The organism is Spirosoma horti, assembly GCF_054776595.1.
In genome coordinates, this window is record NZ_BAAHBQ010000003.1 from 216,064 (window position 1) to 242,448 (window position 26,385).

Below are 26,385 nucleotides of genomic sequence, written 5' to 3' on the forward strand. Positions count from 1 at the left end.
ATTCATAGTCACTAAATAAGAAGCAATCCAGTAACTTAATAATCGTGCACAAAAGTATAACGGGGGCACTTTTTAAGGTAATTTAACGGTATCCATCCAGTAAGTTTTCAAAGCCCCGACCATTTCAACCAGGCGGTTAAAGTTAAAAGGCTTCGTTACAAATGAATTAACGCCAAGGGTATAAGTTTTCAATATGTCTTCATCGGCTGAGGAGGTGGTCATAACCACCACCGGAAGTCGGCGCAATCTGGCGTCATCTTTAATTTCGTGAAGTGCCTGGAAGCCGTTTTTACGCGGCATGTTCAGGTCTAAAATTAACAAATCGGGCCAGGGTACATTCTGATTGGCATATCGTCCGCTTTGATTTAAATACTCCATCAATTCTTCACCATCTTCAACAAACTGTATTGTCTGGGTGTACCCACTCTGCCGAAGCGCACGTTCCATGAATAATCGATCATCGGAATCATCGTCGGCTATAAGAATGGTCATTAGGGCTGGTTTACGAGGCATGTCGTTAATGTTGGACAAAGTAGTTACGGCTACAGGAATGATATTAATTGTTACTTTCTGTTTGGTACAGTAAAAAAAGCAAACGGCTACAAACTGGCTTGAATGGCGTTTACTCGTTTACACAAAAAGCTATTCTTACCATTCAAAGATACTAAAAAACATCAGTTTTAACTTTTCCCAGCCGCTAAATAACCTGCTCATAGGCTTGATTTTATAGCAGTTAGCTTACAAATCCGTTGTGTTGATATCTATTGAAGTACTTAAAATGAACTGACAAAAAATGATCCTGATCACCAAGGTTAATGCCATTTATACGCAGGCTGACAGTCGGCCTATGCATTCGCCGAGAAGTCTATAAACCCACTTCCTCTTGTTTCACTCCTTATTTTCGACTTATAGCTTTCTGACCAAGGGCTTAACAAAATCTGAATGATGTCTTCCACAATTTGGGGAACTTCTTCCGCACTAACTCGCTAATGCCCTTAAAAAAACCATCATACTGATCTGACGCAAATGAGTATAATACAACATCATAGCGCCATTGGAAGCTAATTTGATGGATTTGGCACGATTTTAACACATTGCTGTGTTATGACAGCCGCACGTAGTAGCTGCCATTAATTCACTAACCAATATGAAAAAGTCATTCAGTACTTTGTTTGCAACAGCTGTTTTGGTAGCTGGCGTCATGGTCTTCAGCTCGTCAGATGCGCTGGCGCAAGGACGCACACGAGTAGGTATTAAAGGGGGCTTAAATGCCAGTTCACTATTTTATGATAGTCAGGGAGCTACCAATAAAAACGAACGTATTGGCTATCATGTGGGCGTGTTTGCTCAGGCACCCATAGGCGAGTTTTTTGCCATTCAGCCAGAGCTGCTTTACATGACAAAAGGAGCATCAGCCGATTATAATATTCTCGGGTTTAACGGAAAAAACACGTTTAAACTTAACTATGCCGAATTGCCGGTTTTAGCTACATTCAAGTTAGGTCAGGCTGTCGAACTACAGGCGGGTCCTTACGTATCGTATCTTCTTAATTCCAATATCAACTCGAACGGTGATTTTGGTGTAGGAGCTGGTGCCATAAACCGGGACAACTTCAATAAAGTTGATTACGGTATTGCTGGTGGCCTTAATATTTACTTTGGCAAGGCCTTCGTTGGCGCCCGATACGAACAAGGGTTGCAACAGATTGCGAACAGTGGCGCAGCTAAAACGATTCTGGGTAGCGCTAAAAATGGCGTTGGCCTCCTCTCGGTTGGTTTTAGCCTGAATTAATATTGATTGATAGACTGACTGAGTGATTGAATAGCTGGCATGCATTATTCAATCACTCAGTCAGTCTATCAATTAATATTACAAATGTATGTCGTACGCTTTTAACTTGTTGTAAAGCGTTTTGCGGTCGATGTTGAGTACTTCAGCCGCTTTTGTTTTGTTATACCCTGTTTTTTCAAGAACCTTCAGGATGGCAGCTCGTTCGGCGTTTTCCGAAACCGATTTTAGGTTTGCTGCCGATTGACTGAACACAGGTACGCCGGGCCGGGCCGGATCGTAACTGATCTGAATGCCTGAATTACCCGTGTCTTCGGCTGTCAGGTATTGGGGCGAAACGATTTCCTGCGGTAACACATCCGCTTCAATATAATCGCCCTGGGTCAGTAGCACAGAACGTTTTACCACGTTTTGTAACTCCCGCAGGTTGCCATGCCAGTAATATTCCTTGAGTTTCTCCTTAGCTTCTTCTTCAAAGCCCAGAATTTCTTTTTCCAACTGGATATTGGCCGACTCTAAAAAGTGTTCGGCGAAGATCATAATGTCGGCCTTGCGTTCGCGAAGGGGCGACAGGTGCATTTCGAATTCGGCAATCCGGTGGTAAATATCCTCCCGAAACTTGCCTTGCCGGACGGCTTCCCGCAGATCTTCATTGGTAGCGACAATAATCCGAACATCGACAGGTATATCCTGATTGCTCCCGATACGGCGAATTTTCCGTTCCTGCAATACCCGCAGCAGCTTGATCTGATTGTCGTATGAGAGATTACCAATTTCATCCAAGAAAATGGTGCCGCCATTGGCAAACTCAAAACTACCGGCTTTATCAGCCATGGCTCCTGTGAATGATCCTTTCACGTGGCCGAATAACTCACTACCTGCCAGTTCCTTCCCCAGCGCACCGCAGTCGATAGCCACAAAAGGTTTATCGGCACGTTTACTTTTGAGGTGAATGGCATTGGCCACAAATTCCTTCCCCGTACCCGTTTCGCCGGTAATAATGACCGACATATCCGTAGGAGCAATCAGATCAATATGTTTTTGGAGCTGCTCGGCCGCTCGACTTTTGCCGAATATGAAGCGTTTTCCATCAGGAGCCAGCGGTGTTTTAGCAGACGTCGATTTTGTAGAGCTTGGTTTGGCCGGCTGGGCAACGGCAGGCGCTGCACTTTTAGGCTGACTCAGCGATTGACTACGCCGTTCAAGGGCGCCCTTAATGGTATATAAAATTTCATCGGGATAGAGCGGCTTTGTTACATAATCGTAAGCGCCGTGTTTGACCGTTTGTACAGCCACCCGAACATCTGAATAACCGGTAATAATGATGACGGCTGTTGTTGGGTGCATAACCTTAATCCGGCGCAGCATTTCCAACCCGTCAATATCAGGAAGTTTAAAATCACAGATAACTAATTCGAACGACTCTTTCCGTAACAAAACAAGGCCATCATCGCCCCGCTGTACCGATGCCGTTTTATATCCCTGCTTTGTTAGGTAACGCTCCAATAGCAGGCATATATCATTGTTATCGTCAATAATCAGTATTTTTTCCATGAAGAGGAAGTAGCTTGTTCAGTTGAACAACACCCGGTTCAACACCACGGCATTATTCACAAGCCTTCGTTGGCTATATAAACAAAGTTACTCAAACCTGAATGGTTTGCAAAGCCGTCTCCACAGATCGACGCGTGAATGGTTTTCCAATAAAATAGTCAGCTCCCTGTTCCGTAGCCCGACGGCGTTCTGCCTGGCCATCGAAAGCACTAATCATGATGATTTTGGCCACATTCTGCCCTTCTTTTATGAACGGCAACAAATCAAACCCTAAGCCATCCGGCAAGTTTAAATCAAGGAAAATAGCGTCAAACTGCTGAGAGTCTAACCACTGACGGCCTTCTTCTATAAAATGAGCACATGTTGGCTGATAGCCCAGCCGACGTAACAGGCCTGACAGCAACAAACATATGTCTGCTTCATCATCAACAATCAACACTCGTTTAGCAAGAAATGTTGTATTCATTACGGTTGGTCTGAATTGATGGCCCGCATTAGCTCCTACGATCGGTCTTACCACGGTGATATTCGTTTTCTTATATTTCTTATTCTACAGGTGTTTGTATAAAATATGATGCCGGAATTACTACTAATACCTTAAATATGTGCTCCTTAAATCATTAAAGGCCAATAAATTAACTGGTTGCGATTTTTTAATGCTTTATTTAACTGCTACTACGTCAAACGTATAGCGTCTAGAACCAATTTCGAACGGGCTTTTTTTCTACGGTTATTCTACACATGTAGAATTTTTTCTACAGTCCACAGAAATATTCCCGACTGCACAAAAATTAATCATATGACATGAATATGTTTATTATAAGCTCATTTACAAGCTTATAAGGTTATTTTAGGCGCTAACTCCTTTTAAGGAATCGATTTTCCAGCTCTTTGGCACAGATTTTTCTAATCTAGTTAACAACAGCGAGATAGCTTTTTCTGATTTACTCACGAACATAATGGGAAACCTTCTTTATACAATAGCTGTGATACTTATCATTATCTGGCTTCTTGGCTTTCTGGGCGTCCTGGGAGCAAGCATTGCCGGTAGTGGTCTGATTCACATACTATTAGTAATTGCAGTTATTGCAATCATCTTACGTCTTATACAGGGTCGCGGGGTGTGAGAAGGAAAGTACCTCTTACGATATTGTTTTAACAAATAATGTCTGTTACAAAAATATTCCTATTAATTAGGTGATCTCATTTTAGGTTAAGTACAAGTTACGGTGGGTACGGAATCCCTGCGCCAAATTGAGCGCGGGGATTTTTATTTATAAGCAATTTCCTGGAGAGTATATACTACTAATTTCGGGAATAACCGCTAAACTTGCAAAGAACTTGTTGGGGCACGCTTTAAGCATATCGATAGACTACGGGGCGCCATTGCGTAAAACGTGGACGTCCTTGTAGAAAAAAGTCCTCACTTGGTTAACACAGTTGGCCTACAGTGAACCAATATAAATAACTTACTATCAGTAGCTTAGGCATTCATTATCATTACTGGTATAAAATTTTCTATGCGGTTGGCATCAAGGGTTGAATTAATCATTCACAAAAGTTCTAGAAACTATGAAAGCATTGCCAGGAATAATAGTAGGTTTAGCGGTTGGCGCTGTCGTTGGAATTTTGCTTGCTCCTGAAAGCGGTCAAAAAACGCGTAAACGTATTACGTCAGAATCGGACTCGTTTTTCAAGGATCTTCAGGACCAACTACAGGCAGGATTGGAAAGTATCAAAAGCCAATACAACGACTACGTTGATTCGGCTAGTGAAAAAACCCAGGACTTAGTTAGTCAGGCGAAACGCAAAGCAAAGCAGTAGTGCATTGAACAGCCATCAAGCAAAAACTTACCTAAAACAATAGAACAATGAGAAGCACAAGAGATTTTCTGACGGGTATCATTACTGGTGTTGTTATCGGAATTTTAACGGCTCCCCGGAGTGGTAAGGAAACTCGTGATAAGCTAACGGAAGAAGCTAGCAAGCACACCGGTGATTTGAAAGACCAGTGGGAAAAAGGTGTATCGCAAGTGAAGGAAGGTCTGGAACAGGCCAAAACACAAGTAAACCAGTACACCGATAAAGCGAAAGAGCAGTTCAACCAGTATAAGGACCAGGCTCAGTCGGCTATCAATAAAGACAAAATCAAAGATCAGTACAACGATAAGGTTGATGAACTGGCCGACGATGCCAAAGCTGGTGTCGATAACGCTCAGTCATCCGTTAAAGTTAGCTAGAAAACATAGTCCCAGGGCGGTTACTGCTACAAAGCAGGCGTTCATCATCCCTGGATGCTGTTTTAAGTACAAATACTCGATTTACTCAACGTTATTGAAAAGTAACCCCTACCGGTTTCCGGTGGGGGTTACGCATGTTTGGGGGTTTAATAACCTTTTAATGCTGGTTTAAGAGGCCTTTAATTGCGAGGGTTGACCTTTGTGACGGAAAACATAGTCATGAAAAAATACTCGTTTTTTTTGTATCCTCAATTGCTCGACCGCTTGAGGTTTACTGTCAACCGGTTACTGAATCAATCCTTGCCTCAATTTCCGGTAGCTTTATCGCCTTTATCCCTTTCCAGGTCAGTTCAAAAACTCTGGAGACCTTATTTGCACGCCCTAACAGCTCTGTTGATAACATCCCTTTTAAGCAATTGTGGCGGTAGTTCGGCAAAAACGGAGGAGTCTTCGTCCAATGGTACACATCGCAAAAATAATTTGCTTGCCACCGCTACTTACGATACGGCTAAACTCGAAAACGTCCGGAATGAACTGAATCTAACCGGCAAAATCACCTTCAATCAGGATCAGGTTGTCAAGGTATTTCCCTTGGTTGGTGGCCATATTGAAACCCTGAAAGCTGATTTGGGGGATTATGTACAGAAAGGGCAAATTATGGCTGTGATTCGCTCCGGCGATCTGGCCGATCTTGAGCAACAAGCCGTGTCAGCACGGGGCCAGTTGGCCGTTGCGCAGAAAAATCAGCAGGTCACGGAAGACATGACCAAAGCGGGCTTGAGCTCTCAACGCGAGTTAGTGGCCAGCCAGGAGCAGTTACAGGCGGCCAAAGGTGAATTGGCCCGCGTTGGGGAGCGACGTCGGATTGTGGGTGGAACAGGCTCGGTTTATTTAATTAAAGCGCCCATGAGTGGATTCGTAGTGGAAAAGACAGCCTCTCCCGGTATGGAACTCCGCTCCGACGATCCCGAGAATCTGTTCACCGTTTCGAACCTCGAACGCGTCTGGGTGCTGGCTAATGTTTATGAATCTGATCTGGCCAACGTACATGAAGGCGACGCAGCAACGATTACGACGATTTCCTACCCTGACAAAATCTTTCGGGGAAAGATCGACAAAATTTTCAATGTACTTGATCCTGACAGCAAAACGCTACGGGTTCGCGTCACACTCAATAACGCTGACTACCGGCTTAAACCGGAGATGTTTGCCAACGTTAGCGTAACGTATGCTGGTCATGATCAGCGCGTTGCTATTCCGGCAGGAGCTGTGGTTTTTGATAAGAACCGCAACTTTGTTGTGATGGTCAACAAAGCAAATCAGCCTATCGTACGCGAAGTAGAGATCTATAAAACGATTGGTCAAAAAACGTATTTAGCAAGTGGTGTTGCTCCCGGCGACCGGGTTGTCACAACCAACCAATTGCTGATTTATAATGCCTTAGGCAGTTAAGTTAAGGCGCTCTGAATAAGAGGAAATCACTTATATAAAATAAGCCAGCTTTTAAAAAGCTGGCTTATTTTATGTCAATACGTAAGCATAAATAGTTAACAAAGCGGGAAATTGCAATCACTTGATCATCATAATTACCAGCTTTGTCAATCTTGGAGTTGATTTAACGATTGATCAACTGACTTTATTTTTTCGTAACTCGAATCGAAATACGGCGGTTTTGCGCACGGCCCTCTTTGGTGTCGTTCGACGCAACGGGATGTTCCTGTCCATAGCCCTCCGCTTCCAAACGATCCTTGTCGATGTCCATCTTCTCTAGTTCTGCGCGTACCGAATTGGCCCGGTCCTGCGAAAGTTTCAGATTGCTGGCAGCGTTACCTGTGTTGTCGGTATAACCACCCAGCTTAACAGTTACCGCTGGGTATGCTTTTAAAATTTCTGCAATATTCTTCAACTGCTCCTGCGACTCGGGCTTAAGTGTAGCTTTACCCGTTTCGAACGTCAGCCGGTCAAAATCAAACCAAGTCGTTTTATCTACTGCCTTATCGCTTTTGATGAACGTCAGCAGTTTATTCTCAATCCCCAGTTCAGGAATATTGAGTTCGACACCGCTAGTCAGTTTTTGAAGACTGAAGGTGCCCAGGCGCTCGTTTGGTGTGCTGACGATGTCATTGTCGGCCGCCGTTGATTCTTCCAGAGGAACTTCACTACCGGCGGCTTCTTTACCCTCCCGGTTATACCCCGGCGTTTCAGACGAGGGAACGGCGATATAGGGCGCAATGACAAGCGACACTATAGACATCAGTTTGATCAGAATGTTCATCGACGGGCCGGATGTATCTTTGAAGGGATCGCCAACCGTATCGCCCGTAACCGACGCCTTATGAGGCTCGGATTTTTTGTAAAACATTTCGCCGTTGATCAGGACACCTTTTTCAAACGACTTTTTGGCGTTATCCCACGCACCGCCGGCATTGTTCATAAAAATGCCCATCAGCACGCCCGATACAGTAACACCAGCCAATAACCCCCCGAGTACTTCGGGACCGAAAATGAACCCGACAATAACGGGTACCGTCAGGGCAATAGCGCCGGGCAATACCATCTCGCGGATAGACGCCTGGGTGGAAATGGCCACGCACTTCTCGTATTCGGGTTTTCCTGTCCCTTCCATAATGCCTGGAATTTCCCGGAACTGACGACGTACTTCTTCCACCATCGCCATGGCGGCCCGCCCTACAGCCGCAATCGCCAACGACGAGAAAATGTATGGAATCATGCCTCCCACAAACAGACCGGCGAGCACGTCGGCTTTATAAATATCGATAGCCGAAATACCAGACAGGCCCACAAAGGCCGCGAACAGCGCCAGTGCCGTCAAGGCCGCCGATGCAATGGCGAACCCTTTGCCGCTTGCTGCGGTCGTGTTGCCCACCGCATCCAGAATATCGGTACGGCCACGCACTTCCTCGGGTAGATAACTCATTTCAGCAATCCCGCCAGCGTTGTCGGCAATGGGTCCGAAGGCATCAATGGCTAATTGCATGGCTGTGGTAGCCATCATACCAGCAGCAGAAATAGCGACTCCATACAAACCGGCAAAGTGATAGGAGGTATAAATACCCGCGGCCAATACCAGGATCGGCAAAACAGTCGATTCCATACCTACCGATAAACCACCGATAATATTAGTTGCAGCTCCCGTTGCCGACTGCCGGATAATGGACAGCACCGGACGACGGCCCATGGCCGTATAATACTCCGTGATGATACTCATCAGCGCCCCCACAACCAGTCCTGTTACGATGGCAAAAAACACATCCATACGGGTAAACTCAACACCCCGGATTTTCATTATACCAGCCGGTAGCATGGCGTTGACCAGGAAATACGACGCAACCAGCGTAATGCCAATGGAGGCCCAGTTTCCGAGGTTCAATGCACCCTGCACATTTCCGTTGTCGTCTTTTACCCGCACGAAGTAAGTAGCGATGATCGAGAAAATCAGCCCCAGACCGGCAATAACCATTGGCAAAACAATAGGGGCATGACCAATAATAGGGTCACCAGGGATAACAATTTCGCGGCCCAATACCATGGTAGCCAGAATAGTAGCCACGTAGGACCCGAATAAATCTGCTCCCATACCGGCTACGTCACCCACGTTGTCGCCTACGTTATCGGCAATAGTGGCCGGGTTTCGTGGATCATCTTCCGGAATACCGGCTTCTACTTTACCCACAAGATCAGCACCAACATCGGCCGCTTTCGTATAAATACCCCCGCCCACGCGGGCAAACAACGCAATCGATTCGGCACCGAGCGAGAAACCCGCCAGCACTTCAAGCGCCTTCTCCATCGGCAGGCCATTGACATCACCCGATGGTTCGACATATAGTTTATAAAGAACAATGAATAGGCTACCCAGACCCAGTACGGCAATACCCGCCACACCGATCCCCATTACTGAACCACCGGTGAACGATACTTCGAGAGCTTTCGTCAGGCTGGTACGGGCAGCATGGGCGGTACGGACGTTTGCTTTGGTAGCGATGTTCATACCGATGTATCCGGCCAATGCCGACAGAAAGGCCCCAAGAATAAATGAAATGCCTATGATTGGGCTGGAGTTCGGTACCAGACTGCCCATGTAGGCTAACAAAATGGCTACGATAATGCCAAAGTAAGTCAGAACACGCCATTCCGCTTTAAGAAAAGCGAGGGCCCCGTCGGCAATGTAGCCTGCAATTTCCTGCATTCGAGCATCGCCAGCGTCCTGTTTCGAAACCCACATGAATTTGGTAAACATCACCAGTAGGCCAACAACGCCTAAAATGGGGACAAGATAAACACTGTAATTCATAGAAATAGCTAAAGGTTAGAGTTTTGATTGCTCGCAAAGATAGAATTTGACACTCCATAACCCAACCTAAAAAAGCCGTTTGTTGACTTTTTTTGAGTTTTTTTTCAGTTATTCAAGGATATTCCTGATTGCGTATAGGCAAACAGGAATAAGATTTGGAAATAGTAAGCCATCAACGTAAGTTCAGAAGAAAATTTGGCATAAATCAAACTTAATGTCATAATATATCACATTAAGTACCTCTTGTTTCAATATGATTCTTCTTTTACGTCTTTTTTCAGCATCCATTTTCGGCTCGCTATTTTCCTTTTTACCAATACAAGCTCAGGCCGGTGGAGTTGACTCGATTCGGGTCACGATTACAGAAGGCACCAATATGGCGGCCGACCTATCGCCCGATAAAAGCCAGATTGTCATCGACTTGCAGGGCACTATATGGCTCGTCCCGGTTGCGGGCGGTGTAGCCAGACCCATTACCGATCAACTCGGCGACTGTCGGCAGCCAAGTTGGTCGCCCGATGGGAAACAGATCGCCTTTCACTCCTTCTGGGACGGTCGGTACCACATATGGAGCGTATCAGCCCAGGGTGGGCAGCCCCGCCAGCTAACGACAGGTATTTACGATGACCGCGAACCGCACTGGTCGCCCGATGGAAAGAAACTGGTATTCTCGTCCGATCGAAGCGGCAACTACGACATTTGGCAACTCAACCTGGCCGACGGGAAACTGACTCAGTTAACACATGACTCAGGAAACGATTTCAACCCGGCGTTTTCACCCGATGGCAAACAAATTGCGTTTATCTCCGACCGCACCGATGCGCCCGGCGTATATATGATAACGACCGGTACGACGGAGAAACTTATTACGCCCGCAGTTGGTAAACTTGCCGGAGTTGCCTGGCAACCCGATGGCTCGCATTTGTTTTACAACATCCTCAACAACACGCAGAGTGGCCTGGCAACGGTTTCTCTGGCAGATAGCCAAGCGCAGCTACTGACCGAAATTAGCGACGATGTGTTTCCGTTTCGGGTTAGCTGGCTTTCGGCCGATGAATACCTGTACACAGCCAGCGGGCTTTTGAAACGGCGAAAGATCGGTAGTAAAACCGGCCAAACCATTCCCTTTCAGGCACCGATCGCGCTACCCCGAACCAGCTACAAACGCAAAGTATACGATTTTGATAGTCAGAAACCACAACCCGTTCGGGGCATCAAAGGAGCCGCCATATCGCCCGATGGGAAGCAGATTGCGTTCGCAGCGCTGGGCGATCTGTGGCTGCTGGTTAAAGGGACAAAAACACCGGAACGACTGACACAGGGGGCAACAATGGAACTGGAGCCAAACTGGTCGCCGGATGGGACTAAACTGGCTTACGTATCCGATCGAAATGGTACGATGGATGTCTGGATCCGGGATTTGAAAACCGGACAGGATCGCTGCCTGGTCCACATGACCGACGATCTTCACTACCCGACCTGGTCGCCGGATGGCAGCAAGATTGCGTTTTATCAGAGCGATCCCCGCAATGCCTGGGGACGAAGCACACTTTACGTGGCTGATGTTACGTATACGGCTGATATCACGGCACCGAAAACCCATAAACTACACGAATCCGTTTTTGTACCAAGTCAGGCAAGCTGGTCGCCCGATGGCAAGACCATTGCCGTCTCAGCACTTCACCCCTACTCGTCGCGTTATCGGGAAGGTGTCAGTGAAGTATTGCTTATCTCATTTGATGGCAAAAATGACCGATACGTATCACCAGCCCCTGCGCATAGCCTGGCAACCAGGGGGCAAAATGGGCCGGTCTGGTCGCCCGACGGAACAAAAATGGCCTATGTGCTCGATGGCTTACTCTGGATAACGGACGTGAAATCCGATGGAAGCATCAGCGGAACGCCCCGGCAGCTCACCACCGAACAGGCCGAAACGCCCACCTGGACCGGCGACTCTAAAAGTCTGCTTTTTCTGGCTACCGACGTATTCAAGCAGGTTTATCTGGTCGATGGACATGTTGAAACCCACCCCATGGAGCTGTCCTGGAAAAGTAGCCAACCAACCGGAACCGTCGTGGTGCATGCCGGACGGCTATTCGATGGTCGGGCGAATACGTACCGGACCAATGTGGACATCCTGATCGATGGCCACCGGATCAAGGCCATTTTGCCTCATCAGGCGGGCCGCTCCGGTACGCTCGTCGATGCCTCAACCAGAACGGTTATTCCTGGTTTGTTCGAGATGCACACGCACCAGCACTCGATGGTTGGCGAGAAAATCGGGCGATTGTGGTTATCCTTCGGGATCACGTCCGTTCGCGAGCCCGGTGCTGATCCCTACGATGCACTGGAACGAAAAGAAGCCTGGGCGAGCGGTACCCGGCCCGGCCCGCGCCAGTTTTTTACCGGTGGCCTGACGGACGGAACCCGCATTTACTACGGAGCCGCTACCAGCATCAATTCCGATGAACAACTAGACCGCGAGCTTAACCGCTCGGTTAGGCTGGGGTACGACCTGATCAAGACCTACGTTCGGATGCCGGATGCCATGCAACAACGGATTACGGCTTTTGCGCACGCACACGGATTACCCGTTTCATCCCATGAGATTTTCCCAGCCATGCGCTACGATGTCGATGCGGTTGAACACATTGGCGGCACAAGTCGGCGGGGATACTCACCCAAAATCACGGCTATGAACCGCAGTTACCAGGACGTTATTCAGCTACTGGCTAAATCGGGCATGAACATTACCCCAACGGCTTCCTTGCAGGGAGGCTTTTCGGTGCTGACCACCAAAGATCCAAGTCTGCTGGAAAACCGGCAGTACAAAGCCTTTTATTCCGAAGAGTATACCAATGCCCTGCTGGCAGGATCGGCTCAATACGCCAAATTGAGTCCCGGCTATTTAAGCAATTTTGGCAATCTTGAAAAAGGGGTCAAAGCGCTCGTCGACGCGGGGGCCCACGTCACAACCGGCACCGACAGTCCCTTCGTGCCCTACGGCATGAGCCTGCATACGGAGTTGCAGGTCTTCGTCGATGCGGGCCTTACTCCTTATCAGGCGTTGCGGTCGGCTACGCTCTGGGCTGCCGAAACAGTCGGCGTCAGTAACGATTTAGGATCTGTCGAGCCGGGTAAACTGGCCGACCTGGTAATTGTAAATGGCGATCCACTAACCGATATTCGCGATGTACTGAACGTTGAGCAGGTCATTCGGAATGGCGAGGTATTGCCAATAGACCGCTTATTGACGCGTCCCTGACGCAGCATTCAGCACTGACCCGGTTTTAACGGGCGTTCTGCCATAGACTGACTTCCACAGAAGTCGGCTATAAGCAGAACGCCCGTTTTTAGTAGCGCCAGCCCGGCGAAAGCTAGCCGTACGGCTATTTCCTGCGCCCTGATTAACAGCCATTTGTCACTGTATAATAATCAATATTCTCTTCTTACCTGCGTAAAAATACCCAATTAGCATATCCTAATTTTACCTAAATATAAATAATTCTTCAATCTATTGTATATATAAAATAATATTCTGCATTATATATTATAATTAGAATTATATTTTTCAAATTGAAGCAATCTATAGCAATATAGGAGATGCAAGACGTTTCTTAACTTACTTAAAACTTATGATGAAATCATTACTCGTGAGCCTGCTTCTGGTAGGCTTGAGTTGCTCTGGCGCGTTGGCGCAGGGCCGAAAAGTAAGCGGCATAGTTACTGCCGAAGAAGGAATTGGTGGGTTTGCGGGTGCTACTGTCGTTGTAAAAGGCACAACCATTGGCACGGTAACAGATGTAAAAGGAGAATTCAGTTTAACGGTACCCGCAACGGGCACGACTCTGGTTATCTCGGCAGTCGGCATGCAAACGGTTGAAGAAGTAATTGGCGGCAAAACCTCCATAAACGTTTTGCTGAAAACAGACACCAAGCAATTAAACGAAGTCATCATCACGGCACTCGGGCTCAAGGAAGAACGCGATAAATTTGCCTCTTCGGTTTCGACAGTGACCGGCAAAAACATTGCTAAATCTGGTGAAACCAGCCTGCTCACAGGTTTAAGCGGTAAGGCTTCGGGCGTTATCATAACCCGAAACGGTGGTGACCCGGGCGCGGGCGCCTACATCCAGATTCGTGGTCAGAACACCATCAATGGGAATGCGCAACCCCTCTTTATTGTCGATGGTATTCCGGTTAGCAACTCCAGCGATAATAATGGATCGGCCGCCGGTAATTCCATTGTTCAGCAGTCACGTATTAACGACATCAACCCCGAAGACATCGAGAGCATGGAAGTACTGAAAGGTGCTTCAGCTGCGGCTTTGTGGGGCACACGGGCCGCAAACGGCGTGGTGGTTATCACCACAAAAAAAGGCAAAGACAGCAAAGGCAAAGTTAACATCACCTTTAAATCGAGCGTTTCGTTCGACAAGGTCAATAAAATGCACCCGCTGCAAACTACCTATGGTCAGGGAACGAATGGTCTTTACAGCCAGGGCAACAAAGTTAGTTTTGGCGATCTAATCTCTGATCGAAAAGGCGGACAGGATACGTATATAACAGATCCGAACGCGCCTGGTTATCAGGGCTATGTTACCTTCCCGGATGGTACGAAGCGGTACGCGATTGCCGCCGGTACAGCCGCAAACCCGCATGGCGGCAAAAATTCGAGAGACGTTTTTGACCACGTCAACGATGTATATCAGACAGGTCATTTTACGGATAACAGTCTCAATATCAGTGGAGGAAACAACCGATCGAACTTCATGATCAGTTACTCAAACCTAAATCAGGAAGGAATTGTAAAGGCGTTCAGCAACTACCAGCGGAATACGGCCCGGGTCAATGTAGCCAGCCAGTTTACGGAATGGTTCCGGGCATCGGCCAACTTAGCCTACTCTAAAGTATTTTCGTCCCGTAACCAACAAGGCGATAACCTCGATGGCATTCTGCTGGGTGGTACACGGACAGCGCCCGATTTTGACAACGCCTATTATACGGGTACTTATACAAATCCTGCCGGGCAGGTTTTCACCAACGAACACGTTTCCTATCGGAACCCACTGGGTAAAGACCAGAACTCGATCTACTCGAACCCGGTCTGGAACATCAACAATAACAAAAACACCACCGATGTTGACCGCGTAACCGGGAACATTGAATTGGGTATTACGCCAACCTCATGGCTCAGTATTACCGGCCGTTCGGGTATCGATAATTTTACGGATGCACGTCTTGAGCGGTTTGCCCGTAACTCGTCGTCTTATCTCGGCGGTTATTTGTCGAAAAACTGGATTACCGAGAAGCAGTTCAACACCGATGTGTTTGCCAATGCGACCAAGACATTCAATAATGATTTCAGTGGATCGTTGTTGGTGGGTGTTAACTACAACAGCCGCCGGAAAGCCATCTTAACCGATGCCATCACGAACCTTATTGTCCCAACGGCACCGGATATCCTGACCAACGCTCTGAACTCGAACCTCACGGCAACGAACTACAATTCGCTGATTCGTACCTATGCCTATTATGGACAGGCCGAAGTACAGGCGTACAATATGCTGTTTTTGACTCTTACTGGCCGTAGCGAGAGCGCATCGACCTTCGGGTCTAAAACAAAAAGCAGCTTTTTCTTTCCATCGGCCGCGTTGGCGTGGCAGTTCAGCAAGTTGAAAGGTATAGAAACCAGCCCTGTACTTAGCTTTGGCAAGTTACGCCTGACCTGGGGACAAGTGGGTATTCAGCCACAACCTTACCAGAACTTTACGACGTTCTCACCAGCGTTGTTTGGCGATTCGTTTGCAGGTGGTTTATCGTCGGCCAGTTCGCTCTACGGTGGTGGGTATGTTCGCAGTACGACGGCGGGTAATGACTTCCTCCGTCCAGAGCGGAAAACGGAAACCGAAGTCGGGGTTGATTTACGCTTCCTCAATAACCGGATCAACTTCTCGGCAACGGCTTACACGAATAGTACGAAAGACGTAATCCTGTCACTGAATGTACCTTACGAAACGGGTTACACGGTTCGAAACATCAACGCGGCCGAACTGTCCAACAAGGGAATTGAACTGGAAGCGGGTGCCGATCTGTTGGCCATTGGCGATTTCAAATGGAATCTGGCTGCTAACTTCTCCCTGAACCGGAACAAGGTAATTTCACTGGCCGGGGCTTCGGTTCAGATTTTACCGGATAGTTATCAGGAAAATGCATCGCTGATTCCGGGTCAACCCTTCGGTGTCTTCTACTCGACCGACTTCCTGAAAGATGAGTCAGGCAAGTACAAGCTCGACGCCAATGGTTTCCCACAGGGCGGTACAGACAACCAGATTATCGGCAATCCAAACCCACAATGGCGGGGTGGCCTGGGAAGCACATTCTCGTATAAAAATCTTTCGCTTTATGTGCTCTTCGACCGTGTAGCGGGTAATGACTTTTACAACGGCACACGCGGAGCCCTGTATAACATCGGTACACACGGCGATCAGGGCCATACCGCCGTTGCACCATCAGGTGGCATAAAGGATGTGAACGGCAAATTAATCGCAGCCGGTACGTCTTTCCAAGGTGAGATTAAGGACTTTGGTGCGGGTCCGGTAGCCTTGAACCAGGCCTGGTATCAGGGTCGGGGCACGGCCTTCAACTCGGCTTCGTACAAACAGTTTATTGAAGACGGAAGCGCCACCCGCATGCGCGAAATAACGCTGAGCTACAGCCTGCGCAGTGAGAAATTCCGTCGACTAACGCACCTGTCGAACGTTGATTTCAGCTTAACCGGTCGTAATCTCCTGTTATGGACGAAGTATACAGGTACCGATCCTGAGGTGAACATAACGGGTGCTGGCCTATCCAGAGGACAGGACTGGTTTACAAACCCAAACACGAAATCGTTATTGTTCTCACTGAAAATTACGTACTAAATAACGTTCACGGCTTTCCGTTTACGGTGGCTCGTCGCTAGGGCGGCTCACCGAAAAACACAAACCGTAAACCGTAAACTTACTTACAACATGAGAAAATCATTTTCACATAAAGTGGCTATTGCGTTGCTGAGCATCTCATTGCTGAGTAGTTGCAAAGATTTATTTAATGAACCGAACATCCAAAGTAACCCCAATGCCGTTACGGATGTCGATGTAGCTACCCTGTTATCGGGAACACTTTTGGGCGTGGCCATGCTACACGAAGACACCGACGTTCGGATTGGCGCTATTTGGGCAGGCCAGCTCAATGGCCTGGCTCGTCAACATCAGGGCTATGCCGATTATATCGTTTCGTCGCAGAACTTTACCTGGAACCCACTCTATCCGGCCGCAAGCCAGGCGCGTCTCATCCAAACCAAAGCCGATGCCGTAAACGACAAATGGACAAAAGGTGTTGGCCAGGTGCTGGAAGCTTTATTGATTGCCAAAGCGACCGACTTTTATGGTGATATTCCGTATAGCCAGGCGTTTGATGATGTTAAATACCCGACTCCTGTGTTCGACAAGCAGGCAGATGTTTATACAGCCTTACAGCTAACACTCGACAATGCGATTCAGAACCTATCGGCGCCAGCTGGATTAGCATTTGCCGATCAGGATTTCATTTATGGTGGTAACGTCGTAAAGTGGAAAGCGGCTGCCAATACGCTCAAAGCCCGGCTTTACCTACACACTGGCGACTACGCCAAAGCTGTTAGCAGCGCAGCCTTGGGTATCAGTAGCACTGCAGGGGATGCCTTGATTCCGCATGGTACCAGCCAGGGCGTCGATTTCAATCAGAACTACGATTTCTTCCGGGTTAACCGGGCAGGCGATACGGGTTTCGATGGTGCTTACCTGCCAATGCTTATGCAATCGCGGATCGGCTCAGCCAATACAAAAACCAACGAAACAGCGCTGTATAACCACTATTTCAAAATGGGCATAACGGCCACCGGAAGCCTGGACCCAAACACGACAGACGGTGCCTTTACGGCTTCGGCGCCCCACCCCATCATTACCTATTATGAGAATCAACTCATACTAGCAGAAGCTCAGGCTCGTTTGGGCGATACGGCAAAAGCCCTGGCCGCGCTTAATCTGGTTCGGGCCAGCCTGGCGACTGGATATATCAATGGCAAAACGCTGTCGACTACCGGTCTTAAGTATGATCCTTATGTACTGACTGACTTTGCTCCTACCGGATTGGCAAATCCAACCAAGACCGCTTCGACACAAACGGCACTGCTCTATGAAATTATTACCCAACGGTATATTTACTTCCTGATGCAGTATGAAGCGTTCAACGATGTACGTCGGCTGGAAAAAGCGACACCTGTCGTTCAGTTACCCATTCCATTATATAGTGGCAGTAAGAAGCCCGAGCGGTTCATATACCCACAAGGGGAAGTCAATACAAACCCCAATGTGCCAAAGCCGCTCCCAGACCAGTTCCAGAAAATGCCCATTTTTCAATAATTCGTTTAGTTGTTAGGTAACGTGTGGTAAAAGGCTACCTTTTTTTAGGTAGCCTTTTCTTCTTTTTACCTTAAACTTTAATCGTAAATTTGCCCAATACCCCCATAATCTGTTACCTGCCTGTGTCTCTCAAGAAACCACTACTTATTCTGCTGCTTGGCAGTCTGCTCACGCACTCCTCTTTCGCTCAAGTCCCCTATGGCCCTATCAAGCCCGTTCCGCCGGGTGAGATTCTGTCGAACCTCAAGAAACTGAATGTGCTGGGCTCTGTGCTGTACATAGCTGCGCACCCCGATGATGAAAACACTTTGCTGCTGTCCTATCTGGCAAAAGAGCGACTGGTTCGAACGGGCTATTTATCCCTCACCCGGGGCGATGGCGGTCAGAATCTGATTGGCCCCGAACAAGGTGAAAATATTGGCGTGATCAGAACACAGGAACTGCTGGCCGCCCGACGCGTCGATGGGCCAGATCAGTTTTTCAGCCGTGCCTATGACTTCGGTTTCTCGAAACAAACGACCGAGGCCGTCCGCACCTGGGGGCAGGATAAAGTACTGGCCGACGTAGTCTGGATGATTCGTAAATACCAGCCCGACGTGATCATGACGCGCTTTCCACCCGACGCCCGCGCGGGTCATGGGCACCATAGCGCATCGGGCTTTCTGGCCGAGGAAGCGTTCAAAATTTCGAACGATCCCACCAAATTTCCGGAGCAACTGGCCTACGTGAAACCCTGGCAGGCCAAACGCATCATGTGGAATATGTTTATTCCGGGCGCGTTTTTGAGTAATAAAAAACCCGAAGAAGCCGGTAACCTGATCGGTATCGAAACCGGCTTGTTTAACCCGCTATTAGGCAGATCCTACGGCGAAATTGCCTCCGAAAGCCGCAGCCAGCACAAAAGCCAGGGCTTCGGCGTAGCGCCCAACCGGGGCGCTAAAATTGATTACCTGTTACTGAAAGGCGGTGACCCGGTCCAGAAAGATCCGATGGAAGGTGTCGACATGACCTGGAAACGGGTTCTCCACAGCGATGCCGTTCAGTCTCAGGTGAACCAGACCATCAGCCAGTTTAAACCCGACCAGCCAGCGGCATCGGTACCCGCGCTGGTACAACTGTACGGCGCGATTAGCAAACTGGATACGACCAATATCTATGTGAAGGCCAAGCGGCAGGAAGTCGAAATGCTTATCCGGCAGTGCCTCGGCCTATGGTTTGAAACCAACCCCACCGACTACGCAGCTACGCCCGGCGAAACCATCAAGCTGACCACCAACATCGTTAACCGTACCGACTCACCCGTCACGCTAGTCCGTATCCAGTACTCGACCGGAAAAGACAGTACGCTCAACCTGGCCCTCAAGCCAAATGACGTGGTGCTGCTCCCAACGAGCGTGATGATTCCGAAAACTGTGAAGATCTCCCAACCCTACTGGCTCGAAAAGCCAATTGACAAAGGTTTATTTCAGGTAGATAATCAGCAACTGATTGGTCTGCCCGAAAATCCGCCTGCTTTAACGGCCAGCTACACGTTCGATATTAGTGGCCAGCGCTTTACGTTCAGCCGTCCGGTTGTATATAGATCGACAGATCCCGTCGATGGCGAAATTTACCGGCCATTTATCATTCAACCCGCCGTTACGGCCAACCTAACCGAACGTGTGTACACCTTTGCCGACAACACCCCCAAAACAACGGAGGTTGTCTTGAAAGCAGGGCGTGCCAATGTGGCTGGCACCTTACGGATCGACGTGCCAACGGGTTGGCGGATCGAACCAGCCTCGCAACCTTTCGAGTTAAAAAACAAAGGGGATGAGCAACGGCTATCCTTCCGGTTGATCCCGAGCGACAAAGCCCAGAATGGCAAGTTGCAAGCCGTCATGACAACGGCAGACGGCACCTTGACAACGGGCCTGCGGGTGATCGCTTACAAGCACATTCCAACCCAAACGCTGTTTCCGCAGGCCGAGGCTAAACTGGTTAAGCTGGATGTGAAAGTGACCGCTAAAAACATAGGCTACATCATTGGTGCGGGGGATGAAGTGCCGGCGGCCCTGCAACAAATGGGGTGTCGGGTCAACATTCTCGGCCCGACCGAACTGAACGGAAACCTGTCGGCCTACGACGCCATTGTGGTAGGTGTTCGGGCGTACAACACAAACAGCGCCATGGCACGCTACCAGCCGAAATTGATGGAGTATGTTAAAAATGGCGGCACGATGGTTGTTCAGTACGTGACGCCAAACAATTCGTTTTTGCGCAATGAGGCTCAGTTGCCCCAATTAGGTCCCTATCCGTTTACCGTCGTAAATGAACGCGTCACGGAAGAAGATGCGCCCATGACGTTCATCAACCCGAAGCATCCCTTATTGAACTACCCGAACAAAATTACTGAAGCCGATTTCGCGGGCTGGATTCAGGAGCGGGGTATCTATTTCGCCCGTGACTGGGACAAAGCGTACGAACCGATCTTCTCCTCGCACGACCAGAACGAAGCGCCCAAAGAAGGCAGCCTGATTTACGCCAAATATGGCAAAGGACATTACATGTACACAGGTCTGGTATTCTTTCGTGAGCTACCAGCTGGCGTACCCGGTGCCTATCGCCTGTTCGCCAACCTGATTTCAGCCGGGAATTAGTTGATGAGATAAGGTTTTCATTGGGGTTTGTGCGGTATTTTGTGGTGTCAGTTTCTTAAAACTGACACCACAAAATACCGCACAAACCCTCGTTCAATTCTGGCTCAACTGTTTCAGCCGCAGGTGTTGCAACAGCATGATCGTTTTGCCGTCCATGATTTCGCCACGAGTCACCATGTCGTAGGCCTGACTAACGGGCAATTCCAGAATATCAATTTCCTCTTCGTCGATGCCGCCCCCGGCATTGCGCTCGGTGTCTGCCGTGTACTCGGTCAGGTAAAAAAACAGCTTTTCTGTCACGGAACCTGGACTCATGTACGCTTCCATCACTTTCTGAACCGACTCAATTCGGTAACCAGTCTCCTCTTCGGTTTCCCGCCGGATGGCATCATCAGGGCCTTCATCGTCGAGCAGTCCGGCGCAGGTTTCAATGAGCATACCCGTGGGATTACCGTTTACGAAAGTGGGCAATCGAAATTGGCGAGTCAGGATGACCGTGTCTGTCTGTGGGTTATGAAGCAGGATGGTAGCGCCATTTCCCCGGTCATAGGCTTCCCGTTGCTGGGTGGTCCACTGCCCATTTTTACCGAGGTAATTGAACGTAAATCGCTTCAGAATATACCAATTATCAGACAGCAGTTTCTCTTCCGTTATTTGAATCCGTTCACTAGCCATTTGTTTGATTTTGTTTGATTTTGTTTAAATTTGAACAAAAGAACTTGATTGTCCATGAATTTCCAAAACCGGAAGCAACTAATTGTACAAACGGTCGATGAGCGCGGGTCCGTTGATGTGCGGGAGTTGGCCGAACTTTTACAAACATCAGAGATGACCGTCCGACGTGATTTGGTCCAACTGGCAGCTTCCGGCCTGCTTTACCGAACACGCGGTGGAGCCATGAAAGTGAGCCTCGCTACGGACCAATTCCGGTTTGCCAATAAAACAGCCGTAAACGCCGACCGAAAAGATTACATCTGCCAGTTGGCCGCTCAGGATATTCAGGAAGGCGATGTCATTTTTATGGATTGCGGCAGTACAGTATTTCGCCTGTGTCAATTTATCCGGAACAAACGCATCACGGTAATAACTAACTCCCTGCCGGTGGTGGCCGAGTTAATGTCTTCCGACGTAACCGTCAATCTGGTGGGTGGCGAAGTAGACAAAGAGCGGCAGGCCGTTCATGGGCTCATGGCGGAAGAGCACATAGCCCGTTATCAGGCCAACCGGGCCTTCATGGGCGTTGATGGAATTTCGCTTCAGCATGGTCTAAGCGCCAACAGCGAGAAAGAAGCCAGTATCGCTATGGCCATAGCCCGACGAACGGAAAAAGTTTACTTGCTCTGTGACTCCTCGAAATTAGAAACCGACAAATACCTCTATTTTGCACCCCTAAGCCTATTTGATGTGCTGATTACCGATGCAGAAGCCGCGCCAGACGTTGTGACGGCTTACCGGCAGGCGGGCATTACACTGATTAATTGACCCATGTACCAAATCTGGATTGATACCGGCGGCACCTTTACCGATGGCCTCGCCCAAGACCCCAACGGCACAATACACCGCGCCAAAGTTCTAAGCAGCAGTCGGCTACGGGGACAACTCATTGATGGCAAACTGGTAGCGCCCTGGCTCACGGCCCCAATCTTCGATGGCTATCAACTTCGCGTTGTCGAGACAGATGAACTGTATATAATAGAATCGTTGGGTATGGATGGGTCACTCATTCTACGTAACGAGCGTAGCGCGGACAGCCTGTCTGCGCCACAGTCATTACACACCGTCGAGCTATTTACAAATGAAGAAGCGCCGGTTTTGGCGGCTCGCCTGCTTACCCAGACACCCGTCAGTCAGCCCTTTCCGCCCCTAACTATGCGGCTGGGTACGACGAAAGGCACCAACGCCCTGCTCGAACGAAAAGGGGGCCGGGTAGCGCTGCTCGTGACGAAAGGGTTTGCCGATGTGCTCAAAATCGGGACGCAGCAACGGCCAGATCTCTTTCAACTGGCCATTCCACCCGCCGAAGTTCTATATGAGTCTGTTCTGGAAGTTGCCGAGCGCATAGCGGCCAGCGGTCAGGTGTTGACGCCTTTATCGGATCAAACTATGGCCGATCTGATCGAACACCTGCACCAGAGCAAGCCCGATGCCATCGCCATTTCCCTCCTGAACGCCTACCGAAATCCGGTCCATGAACAACAGCTTCAGCAGGCGCTCACTGCAGCCGGATTTCCCTACATTACCCTGTCGACCAGCGTGTCAACGACTCCGCAGTACGTGTCCCGTACGCAAACGACGGTTGTGGATGCGTATTTGACGCCAGTCATGCGTTCATATTTGGCCAATGTACAGCGCCAGCTTGGCGGGGGTACAGCCTCCGGCCAGCACGTCCGGATTATGACCAGCTCGGGCGGGCTGGTACGCGCCGATTTATTCCAGCCTAAAGACAGTTTACTGAGCGGACCGGCAGGGGGTGTAATTGGCGCAGCTGTCGTATCCGACAGCCAGAGGCTGTCGGCAGGCAACAACGCCAACAGCCAGAAGCTATCGGGTACACTAACCCTCGACATAGGGGGGACCAGTACGGATGTGGCCCGAATTCAGGGCGGCTTAGATTATCGGTTCTCAACGAAAATTGGCCCCTTCGATTTACAACTGCCCTCCCTGGCCATTGAAACCGTGGCCGCCGGGGGCGGATCGATCTGCTGGTTCGACGGCACTCAACTACGGGTTGGCCCACACAGCGCGGGAGCCAATCCCGGCCCAGCCTGCTATGGCGCAGGTGTTCCGGGCGAGGTGCCGCTACTCACCATTACAGACGTCAATCTGTTGCTGGGGAAACTGGCCCCCACGCAGTTTGGCATTCCCGTTTTTTCGGCCAAAGCCCAGGAAGCCCTGGCGGCAATTGTTCGGCAAATTGCTGAAACAGGCACGCCCGCTTCCCCACTTGACGTGCTGCGTGGTTTTGAGCACATTGCCAATGAAACCATGACCGGTGCCATTCGGAAAATTTCGGTTGCCCGTGGGTTTGACCCCAAAGACTATAGCTTGCTGGTGTTTGGCGGTGCCGGTGGTTTGCACGGTTGCGCTATTGCTCGATTGCTGGGTATGGAGCAGCTCATTCTTCCTTTCGATGGTGGCTTGTTGAGCGCCTATGGTATTGGCCAGGCTCAAATTGAGCGAATGGCGGCCCAATCGGTCCTGCAACCGTTATCAGCCATTGAGTCGGACATCCCAAGCATTCGCCAGCACCTCATCGACTCAGCCACCCAGGCGCTCCGGCAGGATGTGGGTCTGGAAACGACGATCCAGGTAAAAGCTGTTTCGGTATTCCTTCGGCTGGTAGGTCAGGAAGCAACGGTCGAAGTTCAATTTAGCGAGCATCTGGCGACTGCTTTCGAACAGAAATACCAGCACTTATACGGCCACTTTCCAACCAGTGCCAGTGGACAATCACAATCGATCGAAGTCGAAAGCATTCGGGCGCTGGTCAGTACCGTTACGGATAAATTACCAACAAATGGCTCGCCGGTAAGCCATCGACACGCAGTTCCGACCGGCTCGTCGGTGCAGTTTACGGGGGAAACCTATCCAACCTACGACTGGACCCAGTTGCAGGAAGGCGATACGTTTCGCGGTCCGGCCCTGCTATTGAACACGACCTCATCAGCTTTCATCGAACCGGGCTGGCGGCTGGTTGTGCAAGCCGATAAAAACGCCCTTGCCGATTACATTACCGATGTCGAAGAACCCGGAGAAATAGCCGCCAATGACGTCATTCAACTGGAATTATTTACCCAGCGTTTCCGGGCTATTGCCGAAGAAATGGGCGCTCAGTTGCAGCGAACCGCCTTTTCGGTGAATGTCAAAGAGCGGCTCGATTTTTCCTGCGCGTTGCTCGACGCCAATGCCGAACTGGTTGCCAATGCGCCCCATATTCCGGTACACCTGGGCAGCCTGGGCGTTTGCGCCCGGCTGGTACGGGATAAAGTTACCCTGGAACCGGGCGATGTGGTCATCACCAACCACCCGAAATATGGCGGGTCTCACCTCCCCGATGTAACCCTGCTCAGTGGTGTATTTACGGACGGAAAGCCCGGCGAAGCGCCCCAACTGATTGGCTACGTAATCAATCGCGCTCATCATGCTGAAATTGGTGGTAAAGTGCCGGGCTCAATGCCGCCGGATGCCGTTTCGCTGGTTGAAGAAGGCGTTGTTCTGGAACCGATGTACGTGGTTAAAGCGGTTGAGTTTTTGTGGAAAAGTACTGAAACGACCACGGGTTTATCCACTCATTTTACCGATGGCCCTTACCCAACCCGCGCGCTGGCCGAAAACCAGGCCGATATTGAAGCTGCACTGGCTTCCCTCAAAGCAGGCGAAATGGCCCTTCGGGCATTAGTCCAGCAATATGGCCTTTCGACGGTACACTACTACATGACACGGCTGAAACAGTCCGCCAACGACGCGATACTATCTGTGCTACAGCCGCTGAATGGGCAAGTGTTTACAGCCCAGGAATCCCTCGACGACGGCCACACGATTCAGGTACAAATCCGGGTAGCCAACGGCCGGGTTACGTTTGATTTTTCGGGGACTTCGGGCGTTCATCCCCATAACCTCAACGCCAATATCTCGATTCTGTACAGTGCCGTGCTGTACGTACTTCGGCTCTGGTGCAACAAAGACATTCCCCTGAATGAGGGCTTAATGGCCCCGGTCGATCTGATTCTGCCGGACTCCTCTTTCCTGAATCCGATTTTCCCTGACTCGCCATCGGCCTGTCCGGCCGTTGTGGGCGGCAATACGGAAGTTAGCCAGCGGCTGGTCGATACCTTGCTGAAAGCATTGGGTCTGGCAGCTTGTAGCCAGGGCACCATGAATAATTTTCTGTTCGGCAAGTCGACGGCCCCTAATCCTTTCGGCTATTACGAAACCATCGGTGGGGGTGCAGGTGCCACGATTGGGGCCGATGGGCGCTCGGCGGTACACCAGCACATGACCAATACCAGACTCACCGATCCGGAAGAGTTGGAACGTCGCTATCCGGTAAGGCTCCACGAATTCAGTATCCGTACCGGTTCCGGGGGCGATGGCCAGTGGCGCGGGGGCGATGGCATTATCCGCGACATCGAGTTTCTGGAACCCGTTCAGGCTACGCTCCTCAGCCAGCATCGGGTTGTCGCTCCGTATGGCCTGAACGGTGGCGAAACGGGCCTAACAGGTCGCCAAACCCTGCTTTATTCCGACGGTCGGGAAGAGAGCCTGCCCGGCATTTTCACCCGCGCCATGCAAGCGGGCGAGCGTATACGGATTGAAACACCGGGGGGCGGTGGTGTCGGCCAGGCCAGTAGTAAACATAATCAGACCTGAGCTTATTAGGTCAATGAGGTAAGCTAAACTGATC

The 26,385-nt window shown here is 49.6% G+C and carries 16 protein-coding genes; 11 read left to right on the top strand and 5 right to left on the bottom strand.

Features of this window, described 5'->3' with window-relative positions; translation table 11 throughout:
* Positions 1-72: 72 nt before the first annotated feature.
* Complete coding sequence (locus ACYVAM_RS08845; RefSeq protein WP_461066014.1) at positions 73-492, bottom strand: response regulator; 420 nt, start codon at positions 490-492, stop codon at positions 73-75.
* A 655-nt stretch (positions 493-1,147) separates the two neighbouring features.
* Between ACYVAM_RS08845 and ACYVAM_RS08850 the strand changes: the two genes are divergently transcribed.
* Complete coding sequence (locus ACYVAM_RS08850; protein ID WP_461066016.1) at positions 1,148-1,792, top strand: porin family protein; 645 nt, start codon at positions 1,148-1,150, stop codon at positions 1,790-1,792.
* A 78-nt stretch (positions 1,793-1,870) separates the two neighbouring features.
* Here the strand turns inward: ACYVAM_RS08850 and ACYVAM_RS08855 are convergent, their stop codons facing one another.
* Together ACYVAM_RS08855 and ACYVAM_RS08860 are read right to left on the bottom strand one after the other, a co-directional pair.
* Entirely contained in the window at positions 1,871-3,343 is a 1,473-nt protein-coding gene (locus tag ACYVAM_RS08855; protein ID WP_461066018.1) for a sigma-54-dependent transcriptional regulator, read from the bottom strand.
* 91 nt (positions 3,344-3,434) lie between these two features.
* The gene (locus tag ACYVAM_RS08860; RefSeq protein WP_046575879.1) at positions 3,435-3,809 is read right to left on the bottom strand and encodes a response regulator; all 375 of its coding nucleotides are present in this window, start codon (positions 3,807-3,809) and stop codon (positions 3,435-3,437) included.
* Positions 3,810-4,302: 493 nt separating this feature from the next.
* Here ACYVAM_RS08860 and ACYVAM_RS08865 point away from each other — a divergent pair, with 493 nt between their 5' ends.
* From ACYVAM_RS08865 to ACYVAM_RS08880, 4 genes are all read left to right on the top strand, one after another.
* A complete protein-coding gene (locus ACYVAM_RS08865) occupies positions 4,303-4,470 on the top strand; it encodes a lmo0937 family membrane protein (RefSeq protein ID WP_461066021.1) in 168 nt (55 codons plus the stop codon).
* Between the two features lie 445 nt (positions 4,471-4,915).
* Positions 4,916-5,167 (top strand): YtxH domain-containing protein, encoded by a 252-nt coding sequence (locus ACYVAM_RS08870; RefSeq protein ID WP_460940890.1) that lies wholly within the window; start codon positions 4,916-4,918, stop codon positions 5,165-5,167.
* A 47-nt stretch (positions 5,168-5,214) separates the two neighbouring features.
* Positions 5,215-5,583, top strand: coding sequence for a YtxH domain-containing protein (locus tag ACYVAM_RS08875; RefSeq protein ID WP_461066023.1), 369 nt, complete (start codon positions 5,215-5,217; stop codon positions 5,581-5,583).
* 393 nt (positions 5,584-5,976) lie between these two features.
* Positions 5,977-7,035: an efflux RND transporter periplasmic adaptor subunit gene (locus tag ACYVAM_RS08880; protein ID WP_461066025.1), complete on the top strand. Its 1,059-nt coding sequence runs from the start codon at positions 5,977-5,979 to the stop codon at positions 7,033-7,035.
* A 184-nt stretch (positions 7,036-7,219) separates the two neighbouring features.
* Here ACYVAM_RS08880 and ACYVAM_RS08885 read toward each other — a convergent pair whose 3' ends face one another.
* Positions 7,220-9,898 (bottom strand): sodium-translocating pyrophosphatase, encoded by a 2,679-nt coding sequence (locus ACYVAM_RS08885; protein ID WP_461066027.1) that lies wholly within the window; start codon positions 9,896-9,898, stop codon positions 7,220-7,222.
* A 253-nt stretch (positions 9,899-10,151) separates the two neighbouring features.
* Between ACYVAM_RS08885 and ACYVAM_RS08890 the strand changes: the two genes are divergently transcribed.
* The 4 genes from ACYVAM_RS08890 (at position 10,152) to ACYVAM_RS08905 (ending at position 20,981) form a co-directional block, all read left to right on the top strand.
* Positions 10,152-13,163: a DPP IV N-terminal domain-containing protein gene (locus tag ACYVAM_RS08890; protein ID WP_461066029.1), complete on the top strand. Its 3,012-nt coding sequence runs from the start codon at positions 10,152-10,154 to the stop codon at positions 13,161-13,163.
* Positions 13,164-13,533: 370 nt separating this feature from the next.
* Positions 13,534-16,821 carry a SusC/RagA family TonB-linked outer membrane protein gene (locus ACYVAM_RS08895; RefSeq protein ID WP_461066031.1) on the top strand — a complete coding sequence of 1,096 codons (3,288 nt, stop codon included), beginning with the start codon at positions 13,534-13,536 and terminating at the stop codon, positions 16,819-16,821.
* A 90-nt stretch (positions 16,822-16,911) separates the two neighbouring features.
* A complete protein-coding gene (locus ACYVAM_RS08900; RefSeq protein WP_461066033.1) occupies positions 16,912-18,342 on the top strand; it encodes a SusD/RagB family nutrient-binding outer membrane lipoprotein in 1,431 nt (476 codons plus the stop codon).
* 122 nt (positions 18,343-18,464) lie between these two features.
* Positions 18,465-20,981: a PIG-L family deacetylase gene (locus tag ACYVAM_RS08905; protein ID WP_461066035.1), complete on the top strand. Its 2,517-nt coding sequence runs from the start codon at positions 18,465-18,467 to the stop codon at positions 20,979-20,981.
* Between the two features lie 93 nt (positions 20,982-21,074).
* Here ACYVAM_RS08905 and nudK read toward each other — a convergent pair whose 3' ends face one another.
* Positions 21,075-21,656, bottom strand: coding sequence for a GDP-mannose pyrophosphatase NudK (gene nudK, locus ACYVAM_RS08910; protein ID WP_461066037.1), 582 nt, complete (start codon positions 21,654-21,656; stop codon positions 21,075-21,077).
* 54 nt (positions 21,657-21,710) lie between these two features.
* Between nudK and ACYVAM_RS08915 the strand changes: the two genes are divergently transcribed.
* Entirely contained in the window at positions 21,711-22,463 is a 753-nt protein-coding gene (locus ACYVAM_RS08915) for a DeoR/GlpR family DNA-binding transcription regulator (protein WP_461066039.1), read from the top strand.
* Positions 22,464-22,466: 3 nt separating this feature from the next.
* The gene (locus tag ACYVAM_RS08920) at positions 22,467-26,351 is read left to right on the top strand and encodes a hydantoinase B/oxoprolinase family protein (RefSeq protein WP_461066041.1); all 3,885 of its coding nucleotides are present in this window, start codon (positions 22,467-22,469) and stop codon (positions 26,349-26,351) included.
* Positions 26,352-26,385 lie beyond the last annotated feature (34 nt).

Bases quoted from the DNA above. Each gene is read 5' to 3' on its own strand.
- ACYVAM_RS08855 (WP_461066018.1), bottom strand. From the start codon at position 3,343: ATGGAAAAAATACTGATTATTGACGATAACAATGATATATGCCTGCTA.
- nudK (WP_461066037.1), bottom strand. From the start codon at position 21,656: ATGGCTAGTGAACGGATTCAAATAACGGAAGAGAAACTGCTGTCTGAT.
- ACYVAM_RS08885 (WP_461066027.1), bottom strand. From the start codon at position 9,898: ATGAATTACAGTGTTTATCTTGTCCCCATTTTAGGCGTTGTTGGCCTA.
- ACYVAM_RS08875 (WP_461066023.1), top strand. From the start codon at position 5,215: ATGAGAAGCACAAGAGATTTTCTGACGGGTATCATTACTGGTGTTGTT.
- ACYVAM_RS08895 (WP_461066031.1), top strand. From the start codon at position 13,534: ATGATGAAATCATTACTCGTGAGCCTGCTTCTGGTAGGCTTGAGTTGC.
- ACYVAM_RS08845 (WP_461066014.1), bottom strand. From the start codon at position 492: ATGACCATTCTTATAGCCGACGATGATTCCGATGATCGATTATTCATG.
- ACYVAM_RS08870 (WP_460940890.1), top strand. From the start codon at position 4,916: ATGAAAGCATTGCCAGGAATAATAGTAGGTTTAGCGGTTGGCGCTGTC.
- ACYVAM_RS08915 (WP_461066039.1), top strand. From the start codon at position 21,711: ATGAATTTCCAAAACCGGAAGCAACTAATTGTACAAACGGTCGATGAG.
- ACYVAM_RS08860 (WP_046575879.1), bottom strand. From the start codon at position 3,809: ATGAATACAACATTTCTTGCTAAACGAGTGTTGATTGTTGATGATGAA.
- ACYVAM_RS08850 (WP_461066016.1), top strand. From the start codon at position 1,148: ATGAAAAAGTCATTCAGTACTTTGTTTGCAACAGCTGTTTTGGTAGCT.
- ACYVAM_RS08865 (WP_461066021.1), top strand. From the start codon at position 4,303: ATGGGAAACCTTCTTTATACAATAGCTGTGATACTTATCATTATCTGG.
- ACYVAM_RS08900 (WP_461066033.1), top strand. From the start codon at position 16,912: ATGAGAAAATCATTTTCACATAAAGTGGCTATTGCGTTGCTGAGCATC.
- ACYVAM_RS08920 (WP_461066041.1), top strand. From the start codon at position 22,467: ATGTACCAAATCTGGATTGATACCGGCGGCACCTTTACCGATGGCCTC.
- ACYVAM_RS08890 (WP_461066029.1), top strand. From the start codon at position 10,152: ATGATTCTTCTTTTACGTCTTTTTTCAGCATCCATTTTCGGCTCGCTA.